Source organism: Botrimarina sp., from assembly GCF_040219535.1.
Lineage (GTDB): Bacteria > Planctomycetota > Planctomycetia > Pirellulales > Lacipirellulaceae > Botrimarina.
The window spans coordinates 1-22,083 of record NZ_JAVJSH010000031.1; the positions used below are offsets into that span (position 1 = coordinate 1).

General features: G+C 68.3%; 21 protein-coding genes and 1 tRNA gene. 7 read left to right on the forward strand and 15 right to left on the reverse strand.

Annotation, left to right across the window (positions count from 1 at the left end; genetic code table 11):
- The 4 genes from RIC11_RS17870 to RIC11_RS17885 form a co-directional block, all read left to right on the forward strand.
- Nucleotides 1-208: hypothetical protein (locus tag RIC11_RS17870; RefSeq protein WP_350213633.1), on the forward strand; the 208-nt coding region annotated here is incomplete at its 5' end.
- Between the two features lie 411 nt (nt 209-619).
- Nucleotides 620-928 carry a hypothetical protein gene (locus RIC11_RS17875; protein ID WP_350213634.1) on the forward strand — a complete coding sequence of 103 codons (309 nt, stop codon included), beginning with the start codon at nt 620-622 and terminating at the stop codon, nt 926-928.
- Nucleotides 929-1,183: 255 nt separating this feature from the next.
- Nucleotides 1,184-1,393, forward strand: a complete 210-nt coding sequence (locus tag RIC11_RS17880) for a helix-turn-helix domain-containing protein (RefSeq protein WP_350213635.1) — start codon at nt 1,184-1,186, stop codon at nt 1,391-1,393.
- The gene (locus tag RIC11_RS17885) at nt 1,390-2,598 is read left to right on the forward strand and encodes a tyrosine-type recombinase/integrase (RefSeq protein WP_350213636.1); all 1,209 of its coding nucleotides are present in this window, start codon (nt 1,390-1,392) and stop codon (nt 2,596-2,598) included. Before RIC11_RS17880 ends, RIC11_RS17885 begins: the two co-directional genes overlap by 4 nt.
- Before the next feature lie 7 nt (nt 2,599-2,605).
- On the opposite strand, the gene RIC11_RS17890 is transcribed toward RIC11_RS17885, so the two are convergent.
- Nucleotides 2,606-2,677 (reverse strand) — tRNA-Gln (locus RIC11_RS17890).
- Nucleotides 2,678-2,972: 295 nt separating this feature from the next.
- Between RIC11_RS17890 and RIC11_RS17895 the strand changes: the two genes are divergently transcribed.
- Nucleotides 2,973-4,685, forward strand: coding sequence for a SpoIIE family protein phosphatase (locus RIC11_RS17895; protein ID WP_350213637.1), 1,713 nt, complete (start codon nt 2,973-2,975; stop codon nt 4,683-4,685).
- Between the two features lie 200 nt (nt 4,686-4,885).
- Here the strand turns inward: RIC11_RS17895 and RIC11_RS17900 are convergent, their stop codons facing one another.
- The 8 genes from RIC11_RS17900 to leuC form a co-directional block, all read right to left on the reverse strand.
- Entirely contained in the window at nt 4,886-5,752 is an 867-nt protein-coding gene (locus RIC11_RS17900; protein ID WP_350213638.1) for a hypothetical protein, read from the reverse strand.
- A 687-nt stretch (nt 5,753-6,439) separates the two neighbouring features.
- Nucleotides 6,440-6,844, reverse strand: a complete 405-nt coding sequence (locus RIC11_RS17905) for a hypothetical protein (protein ID WP_350213639.1) — start codon at nt 6,842-6,844, stop codon at nt 6,440-6,442.
- A 1,234-nt stretch (nt 6,845-8,078) separates the two neighbouring features.
- On the reverse strand, nt 8,079-10,124 hold the full coding sequence (locus RIC11_RS17910) for a BPL-N domain-containing protein (RefSeq protein WP_350213640.1): 2,046 nt from the start codon (nt 10,122-10,124) through the stop codon (nt 8,079-8,081).
- Nucleotides 10,125-10,239: 115 nt separating this feature from the next.
- Nucleotides 10,240-10,560 carry a tetratricopeptide repeat protein gene (locus tag RIC11_RS17915; protein WP_350213641.1) on the reverse strand — a complete coding sequence of 107 codons (321 nt, stop codon included), beginning with the start codon at nt 10,558-10,560 and terminating at the stop codon, nt 10,240-10,242.
- A gap of 130 nt (nt 10,561-10,690) precedes the next feature.
- On the reverse strand, nt 10,691-11,557 hold the full coding sequence (locus RIC11_RS17920) for a hypothetical protein (RefSeq protein WP_350213642.1): 867 nt from the start codon (nt 11,555-11,557) through the stop codon (nt 10,691-10,693).
- Nucleotides 11,538-12,143 (reverse strand): 3-isopropylmalate dehydratase small subunit, encoded by a 606-nt coding sequence (gene leuD / locus RIC11_RS17925; RefSeq protein WP_350213643.1) that lies wholly within the window; start codon nt 12,141-12,143, stop codon nt 11,538-11,540. Before leuD ends, RIC11_RS17920 begins: the two co-directional genes overlap by 20 nt.
- 100 nt (nt 12,144-12,243) lie before the next feature.
- On the reverse strand, nt 12,244-12,606 hold the full coding sequence (locus RIC11_RS17930) for an aspartyl protease family protein (RefSeq protein ID WP_350213644.1): 363 nt from the start codon (nt 12,604-12,606) through the stop codon (nt 12,244-12,246).
- A 23-nt stretch (nt 12,607-12,629) separates the two neighbouring features.
- The gene (gene leuC / locus RIC11_RS17935) at nt 12,630-14,045 is read right to left on the reverse strand and encodes a 3-isopropylmalate dehydratase large subunit (protein WP_350213645.1); all 1,416 of its coding nucleotides are present in this window, start codon (nt 14,043-14,045) and stop codon (nt 12,630-12,632) included.
- Between the two features lie 455 nt (nt 14,046-14,500).
- On the opposite strand from leuC, the gene RIC11_RS17940 reads away from it, so the two are divergent.
- Nucleotides 14,501-14,944, forward strand: a complete 444-nt coding sequence (locus RIC11_RS17940) for a transposase (protein WP_350213646.1) — start codon at nt 14,501-14,503, stop codon at nt 14,942-14,944.
- A gap of 147 nt (nt 14,945-15,091) precedes the next feature.
- Here RIC11_RS17940 and RIC11_RS17945 read toward each other — a convergent pair whose 3' ends face one another.
- The 6 genes from RIC11_RS17945 to RIC11_RS17970 form a co-directional block, all read right to left on the reverse strand.
- Nucleotides 15,092-16,804 carry a serine/threonine-protein kinase gene (locus tag RIC11_RS17945; RefSeq protein WP_350213647.1) on the reverse strand — a complete coding sequence of 571 codons (1,713 nt, stop codon included), beginning with the start codon at nt 16,802-16,804 and terminating at the stop codon, nt 15,092-15,094.
- A 256-nt stretch (nt 16,805-17,060) separates the two neighbouring features.
- Nucleotides 17,061-17,615, reverse strand: a complete 555-nt coding sequence (locus RIC11_RS17950; protein WP_350213648.1) for a hypothetical protein — start codon at nt 17,613-17,615, stop codon at nt 17,061-17,063.
- A gap of 190 nt (nt 17,616-17,805) precedes the next feature.
- Nucleotides 17,806-18,408: a carboxypeptidase-like regulatory domain-containing protein gene (locus RIC11_RS17955; protein ID WP_350213649.1), complete on the reverse strand. Its 603-nt coding sequence runs from the start codon at nt 18,406-18,408 to the stop codon at nt 17,806-17,808.
- A gap of 173 nt (nt 18,409-18,581) precedes the next feature.
- Nucleotides 18,582-19,142 carry a carboxypeptidase-like regulatory domain-containing protein gene (locus RIC11_RS17960; RefSeq protein ID WP_350213650.1) on the reverse strand — a complete coding sequence of 187 codons (561 nt, stop codon included), beginning with the start codon at nt 19,140-19,142 and terminating at the stop codon, nt 18,582-18,584.
- Nucleotides 19,143-19,347: 205 nt separating this feature from the next.
- Nucleotides 19,348-20,202, reverse strand: a complete 855-nt coding sequence (locus RIC11_RS17965; RefSeq protein ID WP_350213651.1) for a hypothetical protein — start codon at nt 20,200-20,202, stop codon at nt 19,348-19,350.
- Nucleotides 20,199-20,990, reverse strand: a complete 792-nt coding sequence (locus RIC11_RS17970; RefSeq protein WP_350213652.1) for a tyrosine-protein phosphatase — start codon at nt 20,988-20,990, stop codon at nt 20,199-20,201. The genes RIC11_RS17965 and RIC11_RS17970 overlap by 4 nt, the downstream gene beginning before the upstream one ends.
- Nucleotides 20,991-21,639: 649 nt before the next feature.
- On the opposite strand from RIC11_RS17970, the gene RIC11_RS17975 reads away from it, so the two are divergent.
- Entirely contained in the window at nt 21,640-21,885 is a 246-nt protein-coding gene (locus RIC11_RS17975) for a carbon storage regulator (RefSeq protein WP_350213653.1), read from the forward strand.
- The last annotated feature ends 198 nt before the right edge of the window (nt 21,886-22,083 follow it).

Here is a 22,083-nt window from a genome sequence, read left to right on the forward strand (position 1 = left end):
CCGGCAAGAAACGTCGGAGCGGTACGTGGGCGACTTCTCGTGGAAGCCGGTCGAGCCCAGCAAGCGGGAGAAGTCGCCAGCCGACTACGAGCCGCCCAGCGGCGACGACTACGAGTTCCTGAAGCTCGAGGCGGCGACCGCGTCGCAGCTGGCCGCCGAAGCCGCGGCGGAGTGCGAGCGGCTGAGGCAAGCGATTCGAGACGAGTGACAGAGTGCGCCCGCGCGGTCGGGTCGAGGGTCAGGGGCTAGGGCCTTCGCCCCGAGCTTTCGACCCGGCCCGCACGGGTGAGTGGTTCCCGCCGGTTCACCGGCTTTCACCTGGTGATGAACCCGATGAGAGACCCCCGGCTTGTCGAGAACTTCCACGGCGGCGGCTGGCGATTCGGACCGGACGCCAAGCGACCCGACGCCGGAAGAGATACGAGAGGCCTGCGCCGCGATCAGGGCGACGTGGGACGCCGAGACGCGGCGCAGACGAACGGTGGTCGAGGCACGGCCGGTCGAGCTGGCGATCGTGCGGGTGGCTGAGCTGGGGCAGTAGGCGCCGACGACGTTGTTGTCGACGCGATGGTCACGCTGCCGGTCGAGTGGGCGCCGCCCGTGGCGCCGGCGCCGTGGCTTGCTGGTTGGCGAGCCGCGGCGGCGTGACAGGCGCCGCGGCGCCGATCACTGGCGCCACCGCGACTACCGGCCGGCGGTACGCCGCAGCCTTCTCTGCCAATCGGGTCGGAAGCTCTACGGCTTCGGCGCGGCGGTCGGCATAGCGATTGGCATCGCCCAGGATGATGCATCGCTGATAGGCGAAGCCATCTTCTTCGCCGTGGGCGTGGTGCTGCTATTCCTCGGCATCCGCCTGACGATTGAGGGCACGCAAGTTCTCCTCGATATCGAAGAGAACACCCGGCGATCCGCCGAGCGGCGCCTGTGACCGCGATCACGGCGCCCCCGCCCATCCCGACCATGGTGTCGACGATCACGGCGCCGGCGATCACCACCACGACGCCCGTGTCGACCGGGTTCTCGGCGCCCTCTCTCTGTGAGCCCCCAGGAGCCCGTCTCACGCGTTTCGGCGCAGGGGCGGCTCCGTTGTCACGGGTGGGGCTTCGAGCGCGCTAGGCGGCGCGTGCGGGGCTCGTTTCTCCCCCGGTTGCCAGCTATCGCCGCTATCGGTATATATTTGGTCATGCCCGACCACCCGATCGCCGACCGGCTGCGCGAGGCCGTGCTCGCCGACCCTCAGTCCTACAACGCGTTGTCGCGTGAGACGGGGATCGCGCGGCCGACGCTGACCCGGTTCGCCGACGCGGTTGGCACGCTGCGGCTCGACCACGCCGAGACGCTTTGTCGGTTCTACGGCCTAGAGCTGCGCCCAACGAAGGAGCGGAACGCATGAACGACCAAGTCGTCGTGCACGTGGTCAGGTACAAAGACCGGCCGAACTGGGTCATGAGGTACACCGACCCGACGACCGGGAAGCAGGTGGCCAAGTCGACAGGCACCGATCGCCGAAAAGACGCCGAGAAGCTGGCGGCGCAGTGGGAGGCGGACATCCGCGCCGGCCGCTACCAAAAGGGCGCCCGCGTCCCCTGGGGCGCCTTCCGCGACCTGTTCATCGAGCAACACCTCGGCGACTTGGCGCCGCGGTCGAGGTCCAGCTACGTAGTCGCCCTCAACGCGTTCGAGCGGGTCGTGAATATCCAGTGGCTGCACGACGCGACGACTCCGACCGTGTCGCGTTTCCGGGCGGAGCTGCGCAACAAAGGGCTCAGGCCGACGACTGTTGCCAACTACCTCCGCCACCTCGCCGCCTCGCTGAAGTGGGCTCAGCGGCACGGGATGCTCGCCGAGGTTCCCGACTGCCGGCCGCCGAAGGGCGCCGGGTTGGCCTCCGGGATGAAGGGGAGACCGATCACGACCGAGGAGTTCGATCGGATGCTGACCGCCGTGCCGAAGGTGGTCGCGAAGGACCTGGACCCGGACGCCGACGACGACGTTATCGACGCCGACCCGCGCGTCGCGACGTGGAAGTTCTACCTGCGGGGCCTGTGGCTCTCTGGGCTGCGACTCAGCGAGTCGCTGACCCTGACGTGGGAGGACGACCCGGACGCGATCAGCGTGGACCTGCGCGGGCGTAGGCCGATGCTCCGAATCCCGGCGGTGGTGGAGAAGGGGAAGAAGAACCGCGTGCTGCCGATCACGCCCGACTTCGCCGAGCTGCTTGAGACGGTCCCGGCGGCGCGGCGGCGCGGCCGCGTGTTCGCCGTGCACCGCCACGCGGTCAGCGTGTCGCAAGTGGTCTGCGCGATCGGGAAGCAAGCGGGCGTGAAGGTCACGGACAAGAAGTTCGCCAGCGCCCACGACCTTCGCCGCGCGTTCGGGACGCGGTGGAGCCGGTCGTTGTCGCCGGCGCGGCTCAAGGCGTTGATGCGGCACAGCGACATCGCCACGACGATGCGCTACTACGTCGAAGAGGACAGCGAAGAGCTGGCCGACGCGTTGTTCCAGACGCTCGACCCGGCCTCAGGTAACGTTCAAGGTAACGCTGCCCAAACTCAGAATCCGCCCGCGGGCCGAAAACCCCTTAAAAACAAGGGGTAAAAGAGAGCTGGGGATCAGGGACTTGAACCCCGACTAACGGAATCAGAATCCGTCGTGCTACCGATTACACCAATCCCCAAGAGGGCCCCGCGGCGGCTTGTGGCGACACCGGGCCCGAGGGACCAAAGGTAGAGCGCGCCGGGGTGGCGATCAAGGTAGGTGGCTGGCCGCAGGGCCCAGGGGGCAGGACCCTACCGAGACCCTCCGCTGGCCGTTTCCCGCTTCCCTCTTCCCGCTTCCCTCTTCCCTCATCCCCGCCACCTCCCCCCCAACCCCTCGCCCGCTCTCGGCAGGCGCTCTAAACTCCGTCGGTGGCCGTGGGTCGGGTCGTCGCCTGACGCGGCCCACAGCAGGCACCCCGACGCGCGTCGCGAATGGCATTGCTCCGAACGATTCTAGGGCTCCAGCCGGGGCAGGCATTCGATTTGCCGACGCCCACGGCGGTGATCGGCCGGTCGAGCGATTGCGAGGTCGCGCTGGACGTGGCCGCGGTGAGCCGGCGGCACGCGAAGGTCAGCCGCGATGGCGACCACTACCTGATCGAGGACCTCGGCAGCCGCAACGGCACGTTCGTCAACGGCGAGCGGATCGCCGCGCCGACCCCGCTGTGGCCCGGCGACCGGATCGCGATCTGCGACCACGAGTTCACGTTCGAAGACCCCGACGCGCCGCACCGGTCGCCGATGCTCAGCGGCCTGTCGGGCGAGACGTCGAGCCTCGTCGAGATGGTCGACGACACGCACGGCGGGGCGCCGATCGAGGGCTCCTCGGACCGCCTGGCCACGATCCAGCTCGGCGGCACGGAGACCACCGACACCGGCTGGTCGATGTCCGCCCGCCCCGAGGCGAAGCTCGCCGCGCTGGTCGAGATCTCCAAGGGCATCGGCCGCGCGATCTCGATCGACGAGGTGCTCCCGAAGCTCCTCGACAGCCTGTTCAAGATCTTCACCCAGGCCGACCGCGGCTTCGTCGTCATGCGGCCCCGCCCCGACGGGCCCCTCGTGCCGGTCGCCGTGAAGGGCCGCCGCGGCGAGCTCGAGGAGCAGGCGCGGATCAGCCGGACCATCGTCGAAGAGGCGATGACCGGCAAGAAGGCGATCCTCTCGGCCGACGCGGCCACCGACGAGCGGTTCGGCATGGCCGAGTCGATCGCCCAGTTCCAGATCCGCTCGATGATGTGCTGCCCGCTGATCGACAGCGAGGGCGAGTCCATCGGCGTGATCCAGATCGACACGCTCAACCAACGCAGCCGCTTCACCGACGAGGACCTCGAGGTCCTCGCCGCCGTGGCCAGCCAGGCCTCGGTGGCCGTCGACAACGCCCGCATGCACGAGCAGATGCTCACGCAGCAGGCGCTGCAGCGCGACCTCGAGCTGGCGACCCGCATGCAGCGGGCCCTGCTGCCGCCCGGCCCGCCCACCGTAAACGGCTACGGTTTCTTCGATTACTACGAGTCGGCGCGCCAGGTCGGCGGCGACTACTACGACTACGTGAACCTGCCGGGCGGCCGCTTCGCGGTGATCCTCGGCGACGTGGCCGGCAAGGGCGTGGCCGCGGCGATCGTGATGGCCAAGCTGTCGAGCGACGTGCGCTTCGCGCTGGCGACCGAGCCGGACCTCGGCGCGGCGGTGAACTACGTGAACCGCAACTTCGCCGCCCAGGGCCTGGACGACCGCTTCGTCACGATGATCTTCACCGTGGTCGACCCGGCCAAGAGCGAGGTCCAGCTCGTCAACGCGGGCCACATGCCGCCGATCCTCCGCCGCCGCGACGGCGACGCGGAAGAGATCTACGAAGAGATCACCGGCTTGCCGATCGGCGTGGTCGACGACTTCCAGTTCGAGTCGGCGACCCTCACCCTCGCGCCCGGCGAATCGCTGACGGCCTACACCGACGGCTTCAGCGAGGCGATGAACGCCAACCGCGACCTGTACACCACCGAGCGGCTGCTCGCGCAGGTGAAGCTGGCCGCGGCGAGCGTGGCGGACCTGGGCCAGCACGTGCTGGACGACGTGCAAAAGTTCGTCGACGGCCACGACCAGTCCGACGACATGTGCCTGTGCGTGTTCGGCCGCGACCCCGAGTGAGTCCCCACAGCCGCCCCGACCGGGGGAACCGCCAAGACGCCAAGAGCGCCAAGCAAGTGGAGCCCTCGCGCGTGATCGCGACCAACGTCGCGAAGAGGGATTCGCAACGCAGGCTGCTGTGCCGCGAAGCAGAATCGCACCATTCTTGGGTATGTCATACGATCAACGCGGTTCGGCTCCGTCGAATAGCGCCCTGTGAGCTACTCGCCGCCAAGCGACAGCTTGGACAGCTCGCCATCAAGCGTCGCCCACACCTTTAGCGATCTGTACTCCAATGCCTCGCACGGCTCCCAATTCGCGTCTGTGAAGCCCATCTCCCAGGCTCGGTGCTCGCCTAGCCGGATGATCCCCTGCGTCTGTAGTCGCCAACGAAGCGCTTCGCCTTGACCGCGCGATTCCTCTGCACTTCCAACGGACTCGAGCGAGTGCTTGTCCGAAAACTCGGACAGGGTTTTCTTCGCCAGTTCCGCGATCTGCTCGCCGAGAAGCACGCCCTCCTCACCGGTTGGGTCGCGATTCTCCAGCGCGAACTCGGAGCGGATGAACAGGCCCTCGCCGTTTACAGGAAAAGCGCTCCAAAGCGACACTTCGGGAGGGATCAACTCGCCGCTGCCAGTCGCGATGCCTTGGTAGACCCAGGGCGCCCCAGTGAATCCGGCCTCCGATGGGAAAATTTCCCACGAGACAAGCCAAAGGTACGAAGGCTTGTCGTGCGGCCACCCCAGACCACCGTGTCTTCGCCGAATGAGCGCGGCGTCTCGAAAGTGAAGTCGATGGCTCGGCAGTTGATCGTCAATCAATGCCTCGATGCGAGAGCTAGGGAAAGCTGTATCGATGACGTCCGGCACGGAAGCGAGGCCCTCCAGACCCTCGGCGCCCTCTTTGTCGTGGGGCTTCGACGGGGGTGGGTGAACGAACCGCAGGTCGCCTACTCTGAACGGCTTGGGATCGGCAATAGCCGGAACGAGATGCTCCTGGCCAAAGGCTGATGGGAAGCTCAGAACTTGGATCCCAACGACGACTGCTGCTAGTGCTGTTGCACCTTGGGGCAGTCCGAACGCTCGCATTCTGTTCTCCAGTGCGATAGGTCAGGATCCGCCTGACGCCCTTCCAGGTAGTACAGAGGTCGAGTCTTCGCCTGACGCTGATTCTCGTCGTGCGGCGAGGCGTCAGCAACGGCCCGACCTACGAAACTTACGGCCCCCGTTCGTTTGAAACAAACGCGGCGCGCCCGCGAACGCGTTGTCACGCTTGAACGTGTCGAAACCGGCGTTAAGCGCCTCGCCGCCAACGACTTAGCGAAGCGTTACAACTGCCCCGATCGGCTCCGGGGTGTAACGAAACGGCGCCGCTCCGCGCAACGCGCCTGCGGCGTTCGACGCTGGCTCGGCGCTTCTCACGCCGCAACGAACCCCGCATTGTCGCCCAAGCGGCGCGCCGCTAGTTGCGTTTTGGCCACGCCGGGGCGTGCGCCTAATCACCTGGGTGGCGCCAACAGTCGGCCGACGACAGCGTCGCGCTCGGGGTGAGCCCATTCAGCCGTTTGTCGGTGTCCGGCTCTTGGTCGTAAGTTCGTCGGGGGGCGTAGCGGCACGAGGCAACCGCTCCGCCTCTTGTGCTGCCGCACCCCGACAAGCGTTCGGACGACGTCGCTCGGTAAGCTAAGCCGCTCGCTCACGATTGTCGGGGCTACCCGCTGCGTCAGGCACAGCCTGACCTACGGAACTAGCACGTTTAGTTAGATCGCCTCAGCCTCACTTGTCCGACTCTGCATGATTGCGCAATTCGCGAATCCAATCGTCGGCATCGGCGCCATGATCAAGACCCGTTGCGTCACGCAGCATTTCAATGATCCGAGATTCAGCGTTCGACCTCGAACGCTCGACTATTCGGTCCAAAGCTGAGCCGTGTGTTTGTTTGGTGCCCGTTGGGTAGTATCCGTGGGTGTATTCTAGAAATCCAACAGCTGCTTTCACGTCCGGTGGTTGTCTCTTTAGTGCCTCGGTCGCCTTGCTAGTCATTTCGGAGAAGACCTCGGTTTGTTCATCCGCGAACGACTGCTGAATTGTCATCCAGGTGTTGCGGCCGTATTGCCATGCCGAAGCCGCGCACAACATAGCGATTACAGCAGCAATGAAAGCTGTGCGTATGCGGTTCATTCATTCGGCCGTCGTGATTGAAGTGCTTCCGACAAAACGACGGCGATGACCGGGCCGCGGCGAGCCAACCTTGGATTCAAGGCCGACGCGAACCGCGACTCCTCGTCCAACGCTTTGTTCTGCTTTCTTGTGTCAGAAATCCCAGATGGAAAGCCGGGTGCCATGCTCACCCCCGCAGGGGATGAGCATGTGAGCCCGCTTTTTCCGCGCCGCATGCTCATCCGCTACGCGTGTGAGCATGGCGTCCGGCTCCAGGCTACGCCAAAGGATCTAGATTCTCCACGATGTGCCACCAGAATAACGCGAGCGCACCGGCGCCGCCGAGGCAAACGGAGGCAATTGCGACGCCGACGAACCGGCGCGTGTCGGAAGAGCCGCAAGTGCAGCGACCGGCAGCGTAAGCAGCAATCGTCAGGAATGCCGCCTCGTTGACGATGACGGCGCCGCCGTCGTAGTAGCTGCGAAACGCTGGGGGTGTGAAAGCCGCGGAGAAAGCCACTGCCGCCGATATAGCGAGTAGGTCGGCGATGCGGAATCGAATCCGCTGTCGCCCAACAGCGAAGCTTGGCCAAGTCGCGACTAACGCTCCGATCGCCGACACAAGTCCAACGAACCAAAGACGATTGACAATTCGCCAACTGAGGAGATCGTCGGGCCGCGGGATCTTGCCGCCGTGCCACCGGAGTGCGGCGGCGTACCAATCGAAGTTTGGAAACGACTCTATTCTTACGGTTGGTACTACCAGTAATCTCGAACTTGATTCCGGTGCAGTTAGCGCCAAGGTGCGCCGTGGCAAAGGCGTCAAGGGCGTATCCCAACGCCCGAAGACAAAGCAGAGCGCCCGGTATTGCCGACCATCTTGGCCGCATACATCTACGCAGTCGTGGTAGAAGTAGCTTCTTGGCCATAGCGCCAGCGACAACACCAGGATGACGCAGCAGCAAACCGCCCCGGTCCAACGCAGCCAGAGGCGGGCGTAGCGGATAGGTCGGCTCACAGCATCACCACGGCGAACGGCGTGTCTGGCTGTCTGGCTGTCTGGCTGTTTGGCTGTTTGGCTACGCTAACCGACGAGGAGCTTGCGTCAAAGCGGTAGCACAATAGATCAGGCTTCGCCTGACGCCGGTTCCCGTCAACCGCGGCGGCGTCAGGCACAGCCCGGCCAACCAGCGGTCCTCGTTTCCCGCCCAACCTCTCTGCGTCTCTGCGTCTCTGCGTCTCTGCGCGAGTCGCCTCACTCCCCGCCGGTCGCCGGGGCGGGGGCGGCGGGGCGAGTTGCGACGCTCGGGCTGCCGGCGGCGGCCCAGCGGACGCCGTGGGCGATCAGGCCGTTCGGGCCGCCCGGTTTCTCTGGGTGGGGGCTGAACAGGATCACGCGGCCCTCGCCGTACTCGCTCCGGACGATCGCGTGCATGCCGACCATCGCCCCCTCCGGCGCCCCCTTCTTCGCGACCTCGGTCGCGTAGCTCGCCAGCACCTGGTACGCGGGCAGGTCGGGCTCGTCGTCGGGCGCGAGCATCGGCCCTTGGCCGTAGTAGCACTCGAGTTGGCCCGACGCGTCGAACAGCTTCTCCGCGGCCGGCGCCATCGCCAGGCGGACCTTGCCCGTGCCGCGGGCCCAGTGCACGCGGTCCCAGCAGCGCGCGTTGACCAAGCCGAGCGACCACTCGTACTGCGACGAGGCCAGGTACGCGCCCGCGCAGATGCCCACGTAGCCCCCGCCGTGCTCGACGAATTGCTTGATCGCGGCGCGGCCGCTTTGTTCGAGCTTCTCGGACTGCTTGCTGCCCGACCCGCCCGGCATGACGAGCACGTCGAAGCGGTCCAGCGCGCCGTCGCGGATCTGTTGCGGGGTGACCGGCCGGGTGTCGAACCGCGCGTCGGCGGTGAGGATGCGGGCGAGGTTCTCCGAACCTTCGTAGGGCTCGGAGTGGTCGTAGACGGCCACGCGCGGCGCCGCCGCGGGGTCGGCGGGCCGCTCGTCGGCGCGCCAGCTCGCCGGGGCGACCGGCGCGGCGAGGGCGGCTTGTTTGGCTTCGGCTAATTCCTTGACCATCGCGGCCATCGCCCAGTCGGCGGCCGCTTCTTGCCAGGCGATGATGTCGGCGACCGGCGCGTCGGATTCCGGCGCGAGGGCTGCCGCCCAGCGGTTCTTCTGCTCGAGCGTTTGCTCGACGAGCCGGTCCTCCTCGCGCCAGAGGTCGCTCCAGATTCCCGGCAGGCGCCGGCCGACGACGCCGTCGCGCCGGTGGGTCAGGTTCCAGTCGCGGAGCGTAAGGGCGATCTCGCCGATCTCGCCGCCGTGCTCGTCGGCCAGGTCGTCCGGCGCGGGGCCGACCGGGAACACGGGCGTGGCGATCGTGAAGCTCGGGTCGCCTAGCATCGTCCACATGGTCGTCAGCCGCGGGTCCTCGCCGGGCCGCACGCCGTGGAACACGACGGCCGACACGGTCGTCAGCCGGCTGATGGTGCTGGCGGTGGGGATCCGGTCGGGCAACGAGCCGTCGGGGCCGTTCACCGCGCCGGGGTAGGGCCGGCCCGACTGGTCGCTCAGGTCGCGCGCGAGGCGGCGGAGCAGCTCGTCGACCGAAACGCCGTCGGACTTGCACTCGGCGAGCAACGCGGCGGCCCGGCAGTAACGCTCGCCCGAGTAGACCTCGGCCAACGCGTCGGGCGTGGGCCGGGCCGGCAGGCCGCGGGCGGTGGTGGCGAAGTTCGCGCGCACGACGATCCCGTCGGGCGCCTGGTCGGGGTCGTTGGCGTCGAACGCCGCGTAGGAGTTCGGCCCGGTCTCGAACAGCACGGCGCCGCCGTGGGCGTCGATCACGCCGTAGTTGGCCAGGGTGGTGCGGCCGGACTGGTTGGTCTCGTCGAGCAGCCGGCGGAAGTCGTCGACCGTCGCGCAGCGGCCCAGCGCCATCCGCATGAAGCCGCCGTTGTTCGGGCCGGAGACTTCTTCGTCGACTTTCAGGTCGCGGCTCAGCGAGTTCTCGATGCAGAAGCCGGCCTCGTTGACGCCCATCCAGACCGACCGGCGCTCGCCCGCGTTGACGACAACGATCGCGCCGAACCGCTCGCCGTCGAGCAGGACGACCTCGTTGTGCTGGCTCGAGCGCGTGTCGCGGTTCTTCCACAGCAGCGGCCGCCCGTCGGGGGTCGCGCGGCCGCTGACCACGGCGGTCGTGCACGCGTGGCTGTGGGTGGGGGTGGCCGCGAGGAGGAGCGGCAGGCAGAGCGACAAGCGGCCGACGGCCCGGCTCGGGCGGCGTGTCGTGGTCACGATCTCGATGCCCTCGAGTTGGTAGGGAAGTTAAGAAACCCGACCCGCCCGGTCTCTCAGAGCATGGCCGCTGGCGCGGGCGGGTTCTACCCCCGGGGCTTGCGAGCGGGGGGACTCACTCGCCCTCGGCGCCGAGCGTGGCGAGGAACTCGCTCATCTCGGCGGCCGCGTGCGCGTCGCCTTGGGAGCGGGCCGCCTCGATGCCGTCGCGCAGGTAAGCGCGGGCCTCGTTGACCCGCTCGAGCCGCGCGAGCTGCTGCGCGGCCATGAAGAAGGCGGGCACGTACGGCGGGTCGTCCTTGGTCAGTTCGTCGAAGCGGGCGAGGCTGGTGTCGTGGTCGCCTTCCTTGTCGAGCTCCATCGCCAGGCTGTAGCGCAGGAACGCGTCGCGCGGATCGTCGGCGAGGAGGGCTTCGATTTTTTCGCGTCGGGACATGGCTTTGCTTGTAGAGATAAGCCGTCGGGCCTTGTCGAGATAAGGCGCCGGGCCTTGTCGAGATCTGGCGTCGGGACTTGTCGAGCGAGGGCGCCGGGCCGCCCCGTCGTCGCGGCCGTCGGCGGGTGACTCAGTCGGGCGGCCAGCTTAGCACGCGGCCGTCGCCCGTGGTCACGTACGCCGCGCCGTCGGTCGCGGCGGCGAGGGAGCGTGGGTCTTCGATCTCGGCCAGACGCTTGGCCACGCCGCGCGGGCGGCCGCTGGCGTCGAGATCCGAGTCGATTCGGCAGAGGCCGTCGGCGTCGATCGCGTAGAGGACCGCGTCGCTTGAGCGCCCGCCGAAGGCGATCGCTGTGGGTGAAGCGAGGCCCTCGACCGGCATCTCGACGGCCTGCTCGCCCGGCTCGGCCGGGTTCATCAGCGCCAGCCGCAGCGCGGTGTCGCCCTCGGTGGGGCCGAGCAGCGCGGCCAAGTAGCCGCGCGGCGCGAAGGCGGCGGCGAGGCAGTCGGCGCGGACCTCGCGCGATTCGGTCAGCCGGCCGGCCACCAAGCGGCTCCTCCGGAGCGAGCCGCTGTGTACCGTGAAAGCGTGGTCGGCGCTGGCGACCAGTGCTGTCGGCTTCCCGCCTGGCAGCTCGACCTGGGCGGCAGGCTCCGACGTCTGGGGGGCCGGCTCGTAGCGGGCGAGCAGGCCGTCGCTGGCCGCCAGGACCGCCCCGTCGGGCGTGGCGGCCAGGCGGGTCGGGCCGGGCGGGAGCTCTTCGATCACCGTCCGCACGGGCTTGCCGGCGTTCTCGCCGATCGGCAGCGCGACGACGCGGCCCTCCTCGGCCACGAGGAGCTCCGGCTCGCCCGTCGGCCGCCGCCACACGGCCAGGCCGCTCGGCGAGGAGAGCCCGTCGAGAACGAGGGTGGGCGCCGGCTCGGCCGCGGCGGCGCCGCAAGCCTGCAGGGCCGCCGCGCCGAGCACGAGCGCGCTAAGCCTGCGGCGCGGCATGCGTGTGGCGCTCCTCGAAGGCGGAGATCTTGTCTTCGTGCTCGAGCGTGAGGCCGATGTCGTCGAGGCCGTTGAGCAAACAGTGCTTGCGGAACGGGTCGACCTCGAAGCTGGCGGAGAAGCCGTGCTCGTCGGTGAGCGTTTGGGCCTCGAGGTCGGCCGTCAGCTTGTACGGCGCGTGCTGGGCCGCGCGCTGGAACAGGTCCTCCACTTCCGCTTCGCCGAGCACGATCGGCAGCATGCCGTTCTTGAAGCAGTTGTTGTAGAAGATGTCCGCAAAGCTGGGCGCGACGATCACCCGGAAGCCGTAGTCCTCCAGCGCCCAGGGGGCGTGCTCGCGGCTGGAGCCGGAGCCGAAGTTGCGCCGCGCGAGCAGCACGCTGGCGCCCTGGGCCTCGGGGCGGTTGAGCTCGAAGTCGGGGTTGGGTTTCCCCTGCTCGTCGGCGCGCCAGTCCCAGAAGAGGAACTGACCGAAGCCGGTGCGCTCGATCCGCTTGAGGAACTGCTTGGGGATGATCTGGTCGGTGTCGACGTTCGCGCGGTCCATCGCGGCGACGACGCCGGTGTGCTGGGTGAAGGGGGTCATCGAGTGCGGATTTCGGATTTCGGATTGCGGATTGCGGAATGTGCGCGTTGAGACCGCCGGCATCGAGTCATAGCGCGTCCTCTGCGGCTCAGCGGTGAGATCACTTCAGGTCAGCGTACTTCAGCGGAACAAGCCGATGTCCGAGCATATCGACGGCTACTCGCGAGCTTTCGAGCGGGATGTATCCCAATAGCGGTTCGGGTGCACCCTCGGCGCCACCCATCGGCAGAAAAAGGACTTCTCCGTAGATGGGGCTGAAACGCTCGATCGTGATGCGTGCAGGCCCGCATAGCCGAGCCTTCTGAGTGGAGCCGTCGGCAAGCCCGATCTCGATTGTTTCGTTCTTTTCAAACTCACCCAGTCGATCGCTCCACGATTCTGGGAGGGTGAGGTAGGTGGCTCCGGTGTCCACCATGGCGCTGGCTTCGATCCGCTTTTCGCGATCCATCGCGTTCTCGATCACAACTTGCGCAACAATCCGTCCCATTACCCGGTCCCCCACTCGCGCACGTCGACGAAGTGCCCGGCGCACGCGGCGGCGGCGGCCATGGCGGGGCTGACCAGGTGGGTGCGGCCGCCGCGGCCTTGGCGGCCTTCGAAGTTGCGGTTGCTGGTGCTCGCGCAGCGCTCGCCGGGGCTGAGCTTGTCCGGGTTCATCGCCAGGCACATGCTGCAGCCGGCCTCGCGCCAGTCGAAGCCGGCCTCCTTGAAGACCCGGTCGAGGCCCTCTTCTTCGGCCTGACGCTTCACCACGCCCGAGCCGGGCACGACCATCGCGTCGACGTGGCCGGCCACCTTGTGGCCCTTGATCGTGGCCGCGGCGGCGCGGAGGTCTTCGATGCGGGCGTTGGTGCAGCTGCCGATGAACACGCGGTCGAGCTTCAGCTCGGTGATCGGCTGGCCCGCCTTGAGGCCCATGTACTCGAGCGCCGCGGCGGTGGTCTTCTGGTCGGTCGGGTCGACGAAGTCGGACGGGTTGGGCACGCGGCCGTTCACGCCCGCCACCTGTCCCGGGTTGGTGCCCCACGAGACCTGCGGCTCGATGTCCGCGCCCTGGTAGACGTTCGACTTGTCGTACGCGGCGCCGTCGTCGGTCGGCAGCCCGCGCCAGCGCTCCAGGGCGGCGTCCCAATCGGCGCCTTTGGGGGCGTGTGTCTTGCCCTGGAGGTAGTCGAACGTGGTCTGGTCCGGCGCGATCATGCCCGCGCGGGCGCCGGCCTCGATCGACATGTTGCACACGGTCATGCGGCCTTCCATCGACAGGCCGCGGACGACCTCGCCCGTGTACTCGATGCAGTAGCCGGTGCCGCCCGCGGTGCCGATCTGGCCGATCAGGTAGAGGATCATGTCCTTCGCCGTGACGCCGGGGCCGAGCTGGCCGTCGACACGCAGCTCCATTGTCTTGGGCTTCTGCTGCAAGAGCGTCTGGGTGGCGAGCACGTGCTCGACCTCGCTGGTGCCGATGCCGAACGCGAGCGCGCCGAACGCGCCGTGCGTGCTGGTGTGGCTGTCGCCGCACACGATCGTCATGCCGGGCTGTGTGTAGCCGAGCTCGGGGCCGATCACGTGCACGATGCCCTGGTTGACGTCGCCCAGGCCGTAGTACCGCACGCCGAACTCCGCGCAGTTGTGCTCGAGGGTCTCGATCTGGAGCTTGCTGACCGGGTCGACGATCGGCAGGCTGCGGTCGGTCGTGGGCACGTTGTGGTCGGCCGTAGCCACGGTCCGCGCCGGACGGCGCACCTTCCGCCCGGCCAGACGCAGCCCCTCGAACGCCTGCGCGCTGGTGACCTCGTGGACCAGTTGCAGGTCGATGTAGAGGATCGTGGAGCGGCCTTCCTCGGCGTGGACGACGTGGTCGTCCCAGATCTTCTCGAACAGCGTGCGGGGCTTCGTTGGCATGGCGGTCGGCGAGGCCGGGTCAGGAACGCGGGGACAGACCCCTCAGTTTAAACGGCCCGGCGGGGCGGGCCCAGGCTCCGGGCCGCGGGTGCGTGGCTGCGAACGGAGGGCGGTTTGGTGATTCGCTCCGAGGGCATAAGCCCTCGGAGCGCACCAGAAAAAGCTTGCAAGCCCCGATGGAAGTGATAATTTGTTCACCACCCGATTGACCCGCGGAATCCGCATCAGGACCGACACCATGCCGCCAGAGTTCGCGTACTGGCTACTTACGAGCACGACCTACGGGACTTGGCTCCTACGGTACTTGGCTCCCGGGGGATCGCCGCGGCTCGGTGACCTCGGTCCGCGATCGGCGCCCCGGCGACCCGCAGTCGGACAAGCGAATCGAACACGATTGCTACGGCGACGCTCTGGAGCCGGCGATCGTAGGTCTCGCCCGGAGCAGCCGCGCTACGTTGCGAGGACCGGCAGTCCGGCTCTCACGTGAGCTGGCCCACGCGGTATGCGAGCAATTCCAAGCGACCGCGCGACAGCGCGGCTGGAAGCTGTTCGCGATCTCCGTGATGGCGAACCACATCCATCTGGTCATCGCGGCGCCGCACGCAATCCGCACCGAGACCCTCTTCCGCGACCTGAAGGGGTACGCGAGCAAGGCGATGAACGAGCGATTCGGCCGTCCGGCAAGCGGAGCGTGGTGGACCCGCAGCGGATCGCGTCGTCGGCTCCACGACGAAGAAGCGCTGTTCGGCGCGATCGACTACACGCTCAACCGGCAACGCGGAGTGCTGGCTCGATTCGACGCGAAAGTGATCGGCTCCGATTGCCCCTGCGAGCGACCACCGGAGCCGAGGGCACAAGCCCTCGTAGCGAATCACGGAACAGCTCAATCGCGCGAATGACTCCAAGCGCTAGCCCTCCGAGGGCTTATGCCCTCGGCTCGGGTGTCGATCGGTAAATCAGAACGGTATCGGCTCCGGCTCTCGGTCGCTGAGCAGAGGGTCCTGTTCTGGAGCACCGATGGGCTTGTCGGTCCAGAAGCCCGCGATTCAGACGGCCGCCGCCTCGAGCGCCGCGGCGGCCATCGCCTTGCGTTGGGGGCAGCCGTTGCAGCGCCACCACTCGGCCGCGCGGTCGGGGGACCACTCGTCGTCGAGCTGCGCGTCGAGCAACGCGTGCCGGAGGTCGTCGACCGATTGGAAGCGGTCCTCTGGGTCTTTCTCCAGGCAGTGCAGCACGATCTCTTCCAGCTCGGCCGGCACGCTGGGCAGGTGGTCGCGGAGCGGCGCGACCTGCTCCGACGCGTGCGCGATGATCACCTTCACCGCTTGGTCGTACGGGTACGGCGGCTTGCCCGTCAGCAGGTAGTACAGCACGCAGCCCAGCGAGTAGATGTCGCTGCGCGCGTCGGCCTCGCTCTCGCCGGTCGCTTGCTCGGGCGACATGAACATCGGCGAACCGGTGATCGCGCCCTCCTGGGTCAACGCGGCGTCGGCGGTTTCTGTGGCTTCGAGCGTCGGCTTGGCGAGGCCGAAGTCGAGCAGCTTCGCCACGTCGAACTCGCCGCCGCGGTACGCGCAGAAGATGTTCGCCGGCTTGATGTCGCGGTGCACCAGGCCCATGCCGTGGGCCTCGGCCAGGGCGCGGCAGACCTGGTCCATCAGGTACACGACCCGCGCCGGCGGCAGCGGCCCGCCGCGTTCGACCAGCTCGCCCACGTTGTGGCCCGGCAGGTACTCCATCGCGTAGTAGAACGTGCCGTCGTCGGTGCGGCCGTAGTCGTAGATGTCGATCGAGTTCCAGTGCGAGAGCTTCGCCGTGGAGCGAACCTCCCGCTCGAACCGGGCGAGCGTCCGCGGGTCGCCCGCCTTCTCGGGGCGGATCACCTTGATCGCGCAGGGGCGCTTCATCATCTGGTGTTCGGCCAGGTAGACCTCGCCCATGCCGCCGCCGCCGATGCGTTGTTTCAGGCGGTACTGGCCGAGCTGCTTGGCCTCGAACGCTTGCCGGCGGAGGGTGTTGATCGTCTGCACGCCGACCACCGCGATGAGCAGCGCGAAGAGCATTTCGAGGGCCTGCTCCGTGAGATAGTCCCCGTAGGCGGCCTGGGTCGCGCACTTTTGGTAGTAGGGGCAGTTGACCGCTTGGAAAGCGATCACCGCCAGCGGCAGGGCCGCCGCGGGGGCGAGGAAGCGGAGCGCGCGGCGCCACGAGTTGGGGATGAACAGGGCGTAGATAAAGATCAGCAGCAGCCACGGCGCCACGACGACCGGCAGGTGCGCGCCCTCGCCCATCGAGGCCGCCACGTGGATCCGGTTCTGGGTGATCAGCGTGAAGAACGCGGCCGCGGCGCCAAAGATCGTCCACTCGAAGACCCGCAGGACCGGGAACGACAGCTCGGCCTTGCGGGACAGCAACAGGGAGGTCAGGCCGGTGAGGCAGGTCACCGCCAGGTGCGCGTAGAAGACGTGCGTCGCCGACGCGGCGTAGGTCTCCTGGTAGAAGATCACGCCGCGCAGCAGGAACAGCACGAAGCCGCTGAAGAACAGCAGCGAAGCGATCAGCAGCCGCCGCTGCAAAACGCCGCGGGTCTCGCCGGACAGGTGGGGCGTGCTCCCCTCGACCAAGCGGACCAGGTTGAGCGCCGCCTCGCCGAGGCGACCCGTGCTGCGGGACCCGGAGCCACCGAACCCGGGATCCGCCGACCGCGAGCGCGAAAAGTGCGGCGCAGCCGCAGCGGGGGCCGCCGCAAACCCCCCCATAGGGGCTGCTATCGTTTCGGCATTTTCCAGCGAGTCACTCGACACAGCCGCTGCTCCTAGCCGCCAAGGCGGTCCGGCGGGCTCGGGTCCCAGCGGTTCGTGCTGAGGGCGGGAGCCAGGCCGAGCGTCTCCCCTGTGGGACGCACTAAAAGCTTAGTCGGTTCGGGACCGATTGGGCAGATTACCGTGGGTCCCGCTCCGGACTTCGTGCTGCCCACGTGTCGGCTAAGACCGGCAGCAACGGCGGGGCCTAGCCCTATGCGGCGAGGCGCGTCGGGCGAGCCGCCAGGCGCGCCACGGTCGAAAGCGGCACGACTTCCCACGCCCCAGCGGCTTCGGCATCGCTGCTGGCCGTCTGGCGGACAATCTGGGTGCCGGGGTGGCACATCCGCGGCACGAAGTACCAAGCGGCGGCGAGTCGCAGGTCGGTCGCGTCGCTGGTCAGGAGCAGCAAGTCGGTGTTCTCGAGCGAGTTCGACTCGCCGACCAGGCTGGCGATCGGGTCGCCCGGCACAAGGCGCAGCCGGACGCCTTTCTGCGAAAGGCGGCGGTAGGCGTCCCTCAGGGACAGCGGCGCCGCGCCGGCGGGCCGTTGGTCGAACTCGTCCAGCGCCGTGTAGTGAACGGGCTCTCCTCCCGCCTGCTTCACGACCGACGCGAGCAGCGCCTGGGTGATGGCGAACGACCCGATCCCGACCTCGACCACGCGCCGCACGGGCGTGGGCTTCACGAGCCGCAGCAACTGCTTCTCGGGCGTCGGCTTGGAGAAGAACGTCTCACGCGCGTACCGAAACAGACCGCCGACCGCCATGTCGCGCCCCGCCTGGATTGAGCCGACTCGAGCCCCGGTTCGCTTCCTTGCGACCGGCCACTCTCGTAAATCGGCCGGCGGGCGGTGGCGTATCGATGGGAATCGACCGGCGTCTGGTCCTCTGCCGAGTCGGCCTGAGAAGCCTTTCCGCCTGCGGGGCCCGTTGGGGTCGTCGCGCTGAGGTCGGCTCTTACGGCGAAGCGGGCTGGTCGTCGTCGTCGTTGGCCAGGGCGACCGGGATAGCGACGGCCGTCGCCACGACGCCCGCCACGAACAGCGGGTTGGCCATCAGCCGCTTGCCGCGGTCGAAGACCTGCTGGGTCCGCGGGTGAGCGTAGTGCTGCCCGCGCGCCACCTGTTGGTCTTCTACCAGCAACAGCGCGGGCGTGGCGCTGGGCGGAGCGGCGCCGGGCTTCCACGCACGGGTGACAGCCAGCGAATCGTTCGTCCAGACGGTGGCGAGGCCCTGCACGTCGCGGAAGGCGAAGCCGCCGTCGGCGTTGGTCGTGGCCTCGGCTTGGCGGCCGTCGGCGAGTGTCACCGTGACGCGCTCGCCCGGCAGGGGCCGGCCGCTCGCGTCGACGAGTTGGCCGACGAGCAGGTCCTGGGGTTGCAGCTCGACGTCGATCACCCGGGGGCGCGGGGCCTCGCCCCGCGCGGCTTGCGCGGCCGCAGCGCTGTGGTGCGGCGCCACCGGCGGCGGCGACTGCGAGCGGGCGACACAAGGAGCCGCGGCGAGCAACGCGGCGAGCAAGGCACGCAGCGCCGGGGCTCGGTGCGTGGGGAGTCTCATCGTTTCGCTCCAGCGAACGAGGGGCGGTCACGGCCGGCCTCGGCTCGTGAGCGCGGACCCTAGCGGAGCGTTTCAGCCGGACCAATAGCAAACCCCGCCCACCGCGGCTTGGTGCGGTGGGCGGGGTCAGGGGTGCGTTTTAGGGGCCGCGGCTCAGCGGCGAGCCGGCCGGCTCACGGCGAGGCCGGCTCGTCGTCGTCGTCGTCGGCCACAGCGATGGGGATCGCGATCGCGGCGGCGATGCCGGCGCCGACCAGCAGCGGGTGTTCGCGGACCCAGCCGAGGATGCCCGGATGGCCCTGGGGGACCGGTTCGCAATAGCCCGGGTACTGGCCGGCGAGTACCTCTTGGCCGGTCACGATCAACGCCGACTTGTTGGCCACCGGCGGCGCTATGCCGGCTTCCCACACGCGGTAGGTCACCTGGCCGTTGTCGGCGACCACCGTGTAGAGGCCGCTCCCGAGGCCCGCGACGGCGAACACGCCCTCGGCGTTGGTGGTCGCTTCGGCGACCGGCCGATCGGCCAAGCGCACCGACACCGGCGAATGGCCGACCGGCGCCCCCTGGGCGTTGACCACTTTGCCGGTGAACAGGCCGCCCTCGCCAAGGGCGATGTCGGCGACCGCCGGAACGGCCTGCGGCGCGGCGACTGGCGTGGCGGCAACCACCGGCTGCGCCAGCATACCCACACACGCGACCGCGGCCGCGACGCGCTGCATGAATTGGATTGTCATGGCGTTCTCCAGGAAAAAGGGGGCCGCCCTCGGTAGGGGCCGACCGCTTGGCTCGTTGTGTCGTTGGGCTTCAGCAGGGGGTATCGGCGCCCGCGGCCGAGCGGCTAGACCCTCGGCGCGGCGCCCAGCGCAACAGGCCCCCTGGGGTTGATCGGCAGAGCGGCGCCGAAGCGCACAGCCCGAATAGACCGCCGCGTCAGAAATCTCAGCCCTGCTTCGCGCGCGCCGAGGCGGCGCGGAGCACGTCGGGCCAACCGCGGAAGTGGTCTACGAACGACTGCGTCGGCGAGCGAAAAGCCGCGGCAAGCCGGTCCGACATCGCGCCGGGCGGCTCCCAGCGTCGGATCGACGCGAGCATCGCCCACAATTGCTGCGAAGCCTCGGCCGGCCCGTGCAACAAGAAGTGTGTCCACGCCCAAGCGGACCGGTAATCGGCCGGGGTCATCTCCCCCAGATCGCGGCGGCCCTCAAGCTCGGCGAGCGACGGCGCCACCCCGCGCCGCGCGTCGTCCAGGACCTTCGGCAGGTGGTCGGGGCCGTACGGTCGGGCGGCCGGTGGGGGCTCGAAGTACTCGGCGAGGCCCTCGTCGAGCCAAAGCGGCACCATCGGCAGGTCGGCGTGCAACAACGCGTGGGTGCCCTCGTGACGGAGATCAACCGCGAGGTCCGCGTGGCGGTACGCATAGATCACCGACCGACGGTTCGCCTTGAAAAACAGCGCTCGGCGGTACGGAGCGTCCGGGTGCCGCGAGCGGATCAATCGCTGGTGCTGGTGGGCGTCGTTGACCAGGAGCAACTCGATTTGCTCGGCGCAAGGCCTCAGCGCGAGCACGCGCCGGAGCTCGAGTTCGAGTGCGGCCAGGTCGGTCTGTGCGAGCAAGCGGTCGCCGAGCGGGAACGTCGATCGGCACACGAACGGCCCAAGCCGCCGCTGATCGACCCACAGCGGCTCGCTCGCGGCGGCCTCTCGCCCCAGCCCGGCGGTGAGCGTGGCGGCGCAGCCGGCCGCCAGCCAGCGGCGTCGGTCCAGGCGAGGTTCGGCCCCGCCGGACCGGTTCACGCGGCGCTCCGCTTGAAGAGCGACCACCCGCGTCGGGGCGGCCGGACAGCGTAATGCCCAGCCGGCACGTCGCGCCCTTGGGCCACGGCCATTGGGAACTCGACGCACCAGGCGTGGGCCGCTTGCTCGCCGACGAGGCTCTCAGCCTCGCGTAGGGCATCGCCCAAACGGGGGCGGCGGCGCGTCGCGCCGTGGGCGTCGGTGGACAAGAAATGGATCGCGCCGCGTTGCGCCATCTGACGCGCCAGCTCGCGGCTCGCCAGGCCAAACGCGCCGGTCAGGCTGCCCGCGGTGACTTGCATTAGGCAGCCGCGATCCACGAGGCTGTCGATCAGTTCCGGGCGGCTGAGGAGGCCGCCGTTGCGTTCGGGGTGGGACAACACGCCGACCATTGAAGCGGCGGCGAGCGAGTCGAGGAGCCCCTCGAGAGGAAAGTACAACTCGTGCGGCAACTCCAGCAGCACGTGACGGCCATGGTCCGCCAGGGTGAGCACGTCGCCCGACCGCAGGCGGTCGACCATCCCGTCCTCGATCCGCACGTCTGCCCCTGCTAGCACCCGCAGGGGTATTTCTGCCTGGTCGAGTTCCGCTTGCAGGCAGCCGACCCGATAGCGGATGTCGTCGCCGCGATTGAAGTGGAACGCGCCGAGCTGATGCGGCGTGCAGATGACCGTCCCGACGCCTTGCTCGACAGAGAGCCGAGCCATAGCGAGCGACTCGGTCAGATCCGCTGCGCCGTCGTCGATCTCAGGCAGCAAGTGACAGTGAATATCGACCAATTCGGTCATTTGTCGAACAGCGCATTGGATTTCCTAATGCCCGTCTGGTCATCCGTTGACCGTCCTCGGCGGAGGGGGCGGAGTGTAGGGAGCGAGCGGCCTGAGAAAAAGCCGGGATTTTTCGGGGCCCGATAGTCGGCGCCGTGGTTACGAATCGGCGCGTCCGGTCCAGCGCTTTGCGCCTGCGTGACGCTTGACGGATGAGCGCGCAGCGGCCCCGGCGAACGTCGCGCCGCGAGCCATCGCAGGGGGACCCCGACGGCCGATGTGTCGCGGGAGCCAAGAAGCCAAGAGACTTCCAGGAACCGCCCCGACGCGGCTAGCGCTGGGGAATGGAGCGTCTGCGGCCCGCTTAGTGGGTCGGTGGGGCGTCGCGCATCGCACAGGGGCTGGGACTGCTGCGTCTCAGTTCTGGAAGCCGCGTCCCAAATCGGGACACCATCCGTGCCCCCGCGATTAGGAGAATCTGCCTGTATCGGCGCGTGGGCAGCGGCTGCTTTCGCGAAATTGCCTGTTTTTCTCAATCCGCCGCGGGAGGCGATCGACACGACCGGCAAACCCTTCCCGATTGGCACGTAGATTGCTTTTCCGTCGCCGGACGATTCTCAGCTCACGCTGCGGCGGAGCCGCCCTCTCACAAAGCGTTCGGAGAAAGGAAATGCTCGTTCTTAGTCGGAAGGCCGGGGAACAGATCCTCATTGGTGACGACATCACGCTGGAAGTACGGCGGGTTGCCGGCAACCGGGTGACGATTGCGGTGCAGGCGCCCAACGACGTCCGCATCCTCCGCGGTGAGCTGAAAGAGGCGGCGACCGATTTCGAGCTGCACCACGGCCATCGCCAGTCGGGCCCGCACCTGTCGCTAATCGCTAGTGAATGCGAAGTCACGGCGGCTTCGGCTTGACGGCACGATCGGGTCTTCGATCGAGCGTCCGAGCAGCCGGTTGTCCGACTGCAGGACTCGGGTCGGCGCGACTCTAGCGGCGCCTTCCCTCTTTAGTGGTGCGTCCCGCATTGACCGCATCGGGCTTGGTGCGTAGCGTTCGCGGCGTTTGTGTCGAGTTCCGATAGGGCGGCGTCCCGGCCGCGCTTCGCGACTCCA